Genomic DNA, 8,533 nt, shown 5'->3' with positions numbered 1-8,533 from the left:
GTGCAGGAGCTCGGGCCCTTCTTCGGCCTCGGCCTGATCGCGGCCCGCTGGGGCCTCGCGGCCTGGTTGGCGGTCGCGGCGCTTGGCGCCGCCCGGCGCGGCAACCTGCAGCCGGCCTGCTACGCCGGCCTCGTGCTGCCGTTGCTGGCCGTCCACGACGTGACGCTGCAGAACAGCATGATCGGCATCGCCTGGTTCGCAATCGGCATTATGGCGGCGGCGCTGCGGCTCGAGTCGGTGCCTGCTGCGGTTCTGCCGGCGGCCGCGCCCCGCCGACCCTGGGAGGTGCCGGCATGCGCGTGACGGTCTGCGTCAACGGCACCTTCCGCTACCCGGACTATATCCGGCATTACGCCGAGGCCGGGGCGCTGGGCTGTTTCCATTTCGCCCACCGTCGCGGCCGCGATGCCGCGGCCCTGGGGCTGCGGCCGGGGCAGAGCCACAACGTGTGGCCGAAGCACTACCTGCATGGCGCCGCCTTCCGGGCCGCGCCAGGCGGGCTGCGCACGATCCTCGGCCAAGGCCTTTGCGACGCCTGGCAGGCCGCCGTGCTGCGCCGCTGGCAACCCTGCGACAGCCTCGAGGTGGTGATCGGTGCCGTGGCCGACCGGGTGATCGCCCGCGCCCGGCGCGACGGCACGCCGGTGCTAGGCCATCCCGTCACCAGCCATCCGACCCGCTTTCGGGACCAGGTCGATCGGGCACGGGACGACCTCGGCCTGAAGCCGGAGCCGCGTGCCCGCGATGACGCGGAGCGCCGCGCCGCCGAGATCGCCGGTTGCGACCTGATCCTGGCCGACAGCCGGGCCGTGGCGCGGAGCTTCACCGAGGCGGGCATCGCAGAACACCGGGTTGCCGTGCTCCGGCCGGGGTTCGATGCCGCCCGGTTCCATCCCCGCGCCCCGTCCGACATCGACCGCACGCGCTTCCTGGTGGTCTGCATCGGCCTCATCACGCCCCGCAAGGGACAGCATGTGCTGTTGCGGGCTTGGCGCCGGCTGGCCTTGCCAAATGCGGAGCTGGTGCTGATCGGCACGCCGGGGCGCGACGCCGGGGCCGTGCTGGTCGATTGCCCGCCCGGCGTCACCCGCCTCGGCCATGTCGAGCACAGCCGCTTGAGACGCATCCTGGCCCGCGCTAGCTGCCTGGTGCTGCCCTCGGCCGAGGACGGGTTCGGCCAGGCTGCCCTCGAGGCCATGGCCTGCGGCGTCCCGGTGATCGTATCCGATGCGGTCGGAGCGGCCGAGCTGGTGCGGCCCGGCCGGTCGGGCTTCGTGGTGCCGGCGCTGCAGGTCGAGCCCTTGATGGCGGCCCTCGAGCGGCTTTACCGCGATCGCGCGCTTGCGGTCGCAATGGGGCAGGCGGCCGCCGTCGATGCCGCCGCGGCCAGCTTCGGCTGGCCCGCCTATGTGGGTGAGGTTCTGGCGCTGCATCGGGGGCTGATCGATCGGGCAGGCCGGCCGTACGGGGAGGCTGCATGAAGGTGCTGCACCTCCTGCCGACGGTCGACGAAGCCTATGGGGGGCCGGTGGCGGCCCTGATCGAGGCCGATGCAGCTGGGCGGCAGTTCGGGATCGACCGCACGGTGGCGACGCTCGATCTGCCGGGTGACCCCTGGGTGGGGCGCTGTCCGCTCGCCACGGTGCCGCTCGGCAGCCCTGCCGTGCGGCGCGCCCGCCGTGCCCTGCCGTGGCTGCGCTACGGTTTTACGCCCCACCTCGTGCCCTGGCTGCGCCGCAACCTCGGCGGCTTCGACCGGGTGGTGGTGCATGGTCTATGGCATTACGCGGCCCTGGCGGCGCGGCGCGTGCTGCCGGGTGGCCCGGTGCCGTATTTCGTGTGGCCGCACGGGATGCTCGACCCCTGGTTCCGGACAGCCCATCCGACCAAGCACCGCTGCAAGCAGGCCGCGTGGTGGCTCAGCGAGGGGCCGCTGCTCAACGGCGCCCGGGCGGTGTTGTTTACCAGCGAAGGCGAGCGGCAGGCCGCCCAGGATGCCTTCCGGCCTTACCGCCTGCGCGGTGTCGTGGCCGGCTATGGCACCGGCGAGGCGCCGCAGCGCACGCCTGCCCACGATGCGGCCTTCGCGGCCGCCGTTCCCGGGCTCGGTCGCAATCCTTATTGGCTGTTCCTCGGACGCCTGCACCCGAAGAAGGGCTGCGACCTGCTGCTCGAGGCCTTTGCGGCGGACCATGGCCCGCTCGCCGGGCGCCACCTCGTGCTGGCCGGGCCGGATGCCGAGGGCGCCGGCGTCCGGCTGCAGGCGGAAGCGGCGCGGCTCGGCATCGCCGACCGGCTGCATTGGCCCGGCATGCTGCGCGGCGGAGCCAAATGGGGCGCGCTTTATGGCTGCGACGCCTTCGTGCTGCCGTCTCACGGCGAGAATTTCGGCGTCGCGGTCGCGGAAGCGCTCAGTTGCGGCAAGCCGGTGCTGTTGTCCGAGAAGGTCAACATCGCACCGACGGTCCTGGCGGCCGGCGCCGGCCTCGTCGCGCCCGATAGCGTGGCGGGCGTCGGGCGCCTGCTGGCCGGCTTCGCGGGCTTGTCGGCACTCGAGCGCGCCGCCATGGGCGCCCGGGCCCGCGTCTGTTTTCTGCAGAATTTTCTGGCCGAGCGCGTGCAGGCCAGGACCCTGGCGATCCTGAACGACCCGGAGCCCTTCCTATGACGATCCTCGACGCGCACCTGTCCCGGCCGCTCGAGGGCGGCCCGAGCTTCAGCCTCGGCAACCGGATGTTCCGCCTCGTTTGGCGACTGGCCTGGGTGCTGCTGGCCGTCTGGACGCCGCCCCCCATGGTCCGCTGGCGGCGCTGGCTGCTGGTGCGGTTCGGGGCCGACATGGCGCCCACCGCCAATGTCCGGTCGAGCGCCCGCGTGTGGTATCCGCCCCACCTCAGCATGGGCGACCATGCGCTGCTGGGCCCGAAGGTCACCTGCTACAACATCGCGCCGGTGCACCTCGGCCGGCGGGTGGTGGTGTCGCAGGGCGCCAACCTGTGCACCGGCACCCACGATCTGGCCGACCGGCACTTCCAGCTGGTCGCCCGCCGCATCGTGTTGGAAGACCATGTGTGGATCGCGGCCGAGGCCTTCGTGGGGCCCGGGGTCGTGGCCCGACAGGGGGCCGTGCTGGCCGCGCGGGGCACCACCTTCACGACCCTCGCTGCCTGGACGGTCTACCGCGGCAACCCGGCCCGCGCCGTCAAGCGTCGGGCCTTCCGGCCGGAAACGGCCGAGGGTGCCCCTTCCGTCCCGACCGGCGGGAACTTTTCCGAGCTTTGAAGGCTATAGGGATTGGTGGCGACACCGTGTCGCTCGTGAGGGGAAAACCAATGCATATTCTGTGGATCGTCATCATCGGCTTCCTGGCCGGGATCGTGGCCAAGTTCATCATGCCGGGGCCGAACGAGCCGTCGGGCTTCATCATGACGGCCGTGCTCGGCATCGTCGGCGCCTTTGTGGCGACCTTCCTGGGTCAGGCGATCGGCTGGTACGGCCCGAATGACGGCGCCGGCTTCATCGGTGCCATCATCGGGGCCATCATCGTCCTCGGGATCTGGGGCTTCATCTCCGGCCGGTCGTCGAGCGTTTCGCGCTATTGATCCACGGCGGGGCGGGGCTTCGACAGCTCCGCCAGCAGGCTGCCTCGTGCCGGTAGGAGCGGGATGAGGCAGGCTTGCAGCGCGTGATACAGGTCGGGCCGTCCGGTGAAGAGCGTCGTCTTCGCCTGATTGGCCCGATCAAGTTGTGGCATCCAGCGACCATCGCGGTCGATCACATGGGCACCGAGATAATCCCAGATCCTGCGGTACCAGATCTCGTGGAACGGATCGGGCGTGACGCCATCGAGAAAGGCTGCGGCGCCCACGGCTTCGCAAAGCGGCCACCAGATCTTGTCGGTGTTGAGCGGCAAACCCGTCCAGTCGAGCGTGTAGACGAAGCCGCCGTGTTCCGGGTCCCAGCCTTCCTGGATGGCTTTGCGGAACATCGTCGCGGCCGCCTCCGGCATCCAGGCGTGACGGTGCTGGCCGGCGTGCCAAAGCTGCACCAGCAGACGGCTCCATTCCAGCCAATGGCCAGGGGTCGTGCCGGCGGGGCGAAACATTTCCGATCCCGCATAATCGGGGTCGAGCGTCCAATCGGCCGAAAAATGCTCCGGCAGGCGCCACGCATTGTTGGCCGTGATGCGGCGGATCAGCAGGTCGGCGATCGATTCTGCCATCTCAAGGCAGCGCGGATTGCCAGTCGCCTCGTAGGCGGCCATCAGGGCTTCTGTCAGGTGCATGTTTGAGTTCTGGCCGCGATAAGGCGCGCCGAGCGGCTGCCAGTCGGCCGTAAACTCTTCCGCCACGGCCCCATGGGCCGGCTCCCAGAACCGTTGTTCCAGCGTATCGAGCGCGTCGGCGATCAGCCGATCGGCATCCGGATGGCCGACCTGCTTGGCGGCGGCACCGGCCAGCAGCACAAAGGCGTGGCCATAGGCCTGCTTGGCATCGTCGCGGGGGCCGGCATCGTCCACCTGCCAGAAATAGCCGCCATGGCGGGTGTCGCGGTGCCGCTCCCACAAGAACCGCATGCCGTGGTCCACCATCCGGCTGGCGCCCGGATGGCCCATCAGGTGGCCGAGCGCGTAGCAATAGATCATCCGGGTCGTGGCATGCAGGCCCCGGACGCTGTCGCCATCGGGGTTCCGCACGGGCTGGCCGGCGTCGTCGAGGTCGAAGAACCCGCCGCGCGGGTTGAAGCCCGCCTCGAAGCCCGTCAGCAAGGACCCGGCCTGCCGCAGCAGCCAGTCACGATGATAGGGTTGCTGGCGCCAGGCTGTCGCGGGCGCCTTTGTGTCGTCGAGCATGCATCCTCCCTCGGGTTTTGTCGCCCTGGCGACGGCATCCGGCCTGGGTTGTCAAGCACCGGAAGGGGCTTGGCATTCCGTCAGGCAAGGCTGCGATCAGGCTGAAATCGGTCAGCTGGCGTCGGCCACCCGGGCGTAGTCGAGCCCGCGCGCCAGCCAGCAGCCGAGCGTGATGCCCTCGACCGAGCCGTCGTTGCTGCGACGCACCCGCAAAGTCCAGTCGCCCGGCGGCGTATGGTCGAGGGCGCGCCAGCAGGGCAGGGCCCAAAGGTCTGGGCCGAGCGGCTCGAGCAGCTCCATGCGGCCGTCCCCGAAGCAGCCCGCAAAGGCACCGTAGAGCGCGTCATCTATCCCGGCGATGTCGAGGGTGGCGTCGAGTTCGCTGCAGCGGTAACAGCCCGCGATGTCGGCCGCGGCGGTGCCGGTGCAGGGCACGAGGCGTGAGCGCTGATTCTCGCCCGGCCGCTCCATCCACAAGGCGTCGCCGCTCCAGCGCAGGCGGGTGCCATCGGGGGTGGCCGGGCTTGCGTGGCCGGCGCTGCCGTCGGGCTGCAGGTCGAGGGTCTCGGCCGCGTGGCCGAAGCGCAGCCGCACCCGGCCGGGCGTCGCGGGCTCCACCCGGGCCGACAGCCCCGTTTCGGGTTCCAGGTAGGTGCCAAACCAGGCGGGTGCGGGCAGCTGCGCGTCGGGCAGGGTCCGTTCGACGCCCAGCACGGCCGCCAGCAGGTCGAGCGCTGCCGCTTGCGCGTCCGACAGGTGGTTGAACATTACCACCACGGAGACGCGGTCAGCCGCCGCGTGCAGCCTGTGGCTGCGCCAACCCCGCAGGGCCCCGCCGTGGCCGATGACCTCGCGGCCGAACTCCTGGCGCCGGCCGAGCCCGAACCCATAGGTGGCCGGTGTTCCGTCGGTGAAGCGGACCGGGGCCGATAAGCGGCCATAAAGGCTGTCGGGGTCGTTTCGATTGGCGTCGATGAAGCGTTCCCAGGCGATCATGTCGTCGAGGGACGCCCCGAGACCTGCGTCGCCGGTCCAGCGGATGCGGTTCTCGGCCGCCCGGAAGCCGCCCGCCTGGCTGCCCTCGTAGCCTTCGGTGCCGTCCGGCATCGCGCGGGTGTCGGCCGCCAGAAAGGCTGTCTCCATGCCGACGCTGTCGAACAGGCGGCGGCGCAGCAGGGTGGCGAAATCCTCGCCGGCGCGGTCCTCCAGGATGTCCGACAGGAGTCGGAAATTGTTGTTGCAATAGGAATAGCGCGTGCCGGGCCGGAACTGCAGGGTCCGGTTGGCGCGGATCAGCCGTTCGGCCTCGCGATCCGCGAAGGGCGCCTCGACGGGCGAGCCCTGCAGCATGGCGACCGCCCAATAATCCCGCAGGCCGGACTGGTTGTGGCAAAGGTGCAGCAGGCCGGGCGGTGCTTCGGTGAGCCGTGGCAGCCGCGCCGCCACCTCCGCATCGAGCACGCTCGGGTCGGCAAAGGCATCAAGCACCAGCCCGCAGGTGAACTGCTTGGTGATCGAGCACATGCGGAACAGGGTGTGGGGCGTGAAGGGAAGGCGCCGCTCGGCATTGGCGTAACCCCAGGCATGGCGCGCCAGCACGACGCCGTCGCGCAGCACCGCCACGGCGCCACCCGGTCCGGGATAGGTGCGAGGCAGGATTTTGAGGGCGCGCTCGAGTCGGTCGGTCATCCGCACAGTGTGGCGGGACGGCGCTCGCCTGCCAAGCCTGCCCGTCAAGCCGGGCCCTTGCCGCTGGCCGCGAGACCGAGCAGCACGAGGCCGAACACGATGCGATAGGCCGCAAAGGCCGTGAAGCGATGGCTCTGGATGTAGCGCAGCAACCATTTCACCGACACGAAAGCCGTAATCGTGGCCACCACGAAGGCCAGCGCGACCTCGCTCCAGGGCTCGTGCGCGGCGCCCGCCTTCATCTGGTCGTGCAGCTCGAAGAGGCTCGCCGCATACATGGTCGGAATGCCGACCAGGAATGAGAACTCGGTCGCGGCCGCCCGGTTGCTGGTGCCGCTCAGCATGGCCGCGAAGATGGTGGCGCCCGAGCGCGAGGTGCCGGGCAGCAGGCCGGCGACGATCTGGGCCAGCCCCACCACGGTGGCGGTGAACCAGCTCACGTCGGTGCGCGGCGCTTGCCGGGCCGCCACCGCCTCGGCCCCGAGGATCCAGAAGCCACCGATCAACATCGCCCAGGCAATGGGCGTGATGGTTTCGGGCAGCTTGAAGCCGAGCTTCTTGGCCAGGAGGCCGAGCACGCCGGTGATCAGGAAGGCGAGAACCAGCTTGCCGATATAGGACTGCACGGCCGGCACCCGCCAGTTGAGCGCCAGGGCCATCAGCTTGCGCCAATAGATGACCGTGACGGCCAGGATCGCGCCCGCCTGGATCACCACGTTGAACATGTCCGAGCGGGCGCCGAGCCAATGTTCGGCGATCAACAGGTGCCCCGTGCTCGAGATCGGCAGGAACTCGGTCACCCCCTCGATGATGCCGAGGAGGATGGTGTTCAGCAGATCCACGCGGCCGGCTCCTTGTTGCGTCGCAGCGGCCCCCCTGTAACGGGCTTCGGCCGGGGAGGCGAGCGCCGCGTCAGGCCCAGCTGCGCTCCAGCACCGAAAGCCAGTTCTCGGCGCAGATCTTGGCCACCAGGGCGTCGCCGTAGCCGGCCGTCCGAAGGCGGGCGACGAGGTGCGGCAGGCCCGCCACGTCGCCGATGCCGGCCGGCACCACGGCGCCATCGAAATCCGAGCCGAAGCCGACCCCGTCTTCGCCGAGCGTCTCCACCAGCGCATCGATGTGGCGGACCATCAGATCGAGATCCGTGTCGGCCCGCATGGCGCCGTCCGGCCGGAGAAAGCAGGTTGCGAAGTTGAGCCCCACGAGGCCGCGGCTTTCCTTGATGGCGTCGAGCTGCCGATCGGTGAGGTTGCGGGCCGAAGGGCAGAGCGCGTGGACATTGGAATGGCTCGCCACGAGCGGCGCCGTCGTCAGCCGCGCCACGTCCCAGAACCCTTTCTCGTTGAGGTGGGACAGGTCGACCACGATGCGGCGGGCGTTGCAGGCCCGCACCAGTTCGACCCCACGGTCGGTCAGGCCGTCGCCGGTGTCGGGCGAGCTCGGGAAGCGGAACGGCACCCCGTGGGCGAAGATGTTGGGCCGGCTCCACACGAGGCCGAGCGAGCGCAGGCCCGCCGCATGCAGCACGTCGAGCGTGGCGAGGCCGGGGTCGATCGCCTCGGCGCCCTCCATGTGCATCACGGCCGCCAGGCGCCCGGCCGCCACCGCGGTTCGGATGTCGGCCACGCTGCGGCACACCGCGAGATCGTCCGGAAAGGCGCGCTCGAGCCGCAGCAGGACGGCGAACATGCCGAACACCGACTCCTGCGCGGCCTCGAGCGCCAGCAGGTCGGGGAAGGGCATGTCGTAGGAGGCGCCCCGCATGGAGCCTTCCATGCTGGGCATGCGCACCGGCGGTGGGAAGGCCGCGAACAGCCCGCCCACGAAGCCGCCGGCACGGGCGCGCGGCAGGTCGATGTGGCCTGTGCCGGACTGGCCCGCAAAGGCCGCCGCAGGGTCCTGGACGGCGCGGGCCGCCAGGCGCAGCAAAGTGTCGTTGTGGCCGTCGAAAACGGGGATTGGCATGTCGCTCATGGTGTCATGGTAGCACGC

The 8,533-nt window shown here is 70.5% G+C and carries 9 protein-coding genes; 5 read left to right on the top strand and 4 right to left on the bottom strand.

Going from position 1 to position 8,533, the window contains the following annotated elements:
• The 5 genes from P7D22_RS15935 to P7D22_RS15915 all read left to right on the top strand — a co-directional run.
• The coding region (locus P7D22_RS15935) for a hypothetical protein (protein ID WP_319935241.1) at positions 1 to 303 on the top strand (303 nt) is incomplete at its 5' end.
• A complete protein-coding gene (locus tag P7D22_RS15930) occupies positions 294 to 1,481 on the top strand; it encodes a glycosyltransferase family 4 protein (protein WP_319935240.1) in 1,188 nt (395 codons plus the stop codon). The genes P7D22_RS15935 and P7D22_RS15930, both read left to right, overlap by 10 nt.
• Entirely contained in the window at positions 1,478 to 2,668 is a 1,191-nt protein-coding gene (locus P7D22_RS15925) for a glycosyltransferase (protein WP_319935239.1), read from the top strand. Before P7D22_RS15930 ends, P7D22_RS15925 begins: the two co-directional genes overlap by 4 nt.
• Positions 2,665 to 3,282, top strand: coding sequence for a putative colanic acid biosynthesis acetyltransferase (locus P7D22_RS15920; protein WP_319935238.1), 618 nt, complete (start codon positions 2,665 to 2,667; stop codon positions 3,280 to 3,282). Before P7D22_RS15925 ends, P7D22_RS15920 begins: the two co-directional genes overlap by 4 nt.
• A gap of 50 nt (positions 3,283 to 3,332) precedes the next feature.
• The gene (locus P7D22_RS15915) at positions 3,333 to 3,602 is read left to right on the top strand and encodes a GlsB/YeaQ/YmgE family stress response membrane protein (protein ID WP_319935237.1); all 270 of its coding nucleotides are present in this window, start codon (positions 3,333 to 3,335) and stop codon (positions 3,600 to 3,602) included.
• Here the strand turns inward: P7D22_RS15915 and P7D22_RS15910 are convergent.
• The 4 genes from P7D22_RS15910 to P7D22_RS15895 all read right to left on the bottom strand — a co-directional run bounded on the left by P7D22_RS15910 (position 3,596) and on the right by P7D22_RS15895 (position 8,515).
• The gene (locus tag P7D22_RS15910) at positions 3,596 to 4,852 is read right to left on the bottom strand and encodes an AGE family epimerase/isomerase (RefSeq protein WP_319935236.1); all 1,257 of its coding nucleotides are present in this window, start codon (positions 4,850 to 4,852) and stop codon (positions 3,596 to 3,598) included. The genes P7D22_RS15915 and P7D22_RS15910 overlap by 7 nt on opposite strands.
• Before the next feature lie 111 nt (positions 4,853 to 4,963).
• Entirely contained in the window at positions 4,964 to 6,541 is a 1,578-nt protein-coding gene (locus tag P7D22_RS15905; protein WP_319935235.1) for a D-aminopeptidase, read from the bottom strand.
• Between the two features lie 44 nt (positions 6,542 to 6,585).
• Positions 6,586 to 7,383, bottom strand: a complete 798-nt coding sequence (locus tag P7D22_RS15900) for an undecaprenyl-diphosphate phosphatase (protein WP_319935234.1) — start codon at positions 7,381 to 7,383, stop codon at positions 6,586 to 6,588.
• Positions 7,384 to 7,453: 70 nt separating this feature from the next.
• The gene (locus P7D22_RS15895; RefSeq protein WP_319935233.1) at positions 7,454 to 8,515 is read right to left on the bottom strand and encodes a dipeptidase; all 1,062 of its coding nucleotides are present in this window, start codon (positions 8,513 to 8,515) and stop codon (positions 7,454 to 7,456) included.
• Positions 8,516 to 8,533: the final 18 nt, after the last annotated feature.

This window comes from Lichenihabitans sp. Uapishka_5, assembly GCF_033947565.1.
Taxonomy (GTDB): Bacteria; Pseudomonadota; Alphaproteobacteria; order Rhizobiales; family Beijerinckiaceae; genus Lichenihabitans.
Note: the sequence above shows the minus strand (reverse complement) of the source record. Positions and strands in the feature narration are given on the sequence as shown.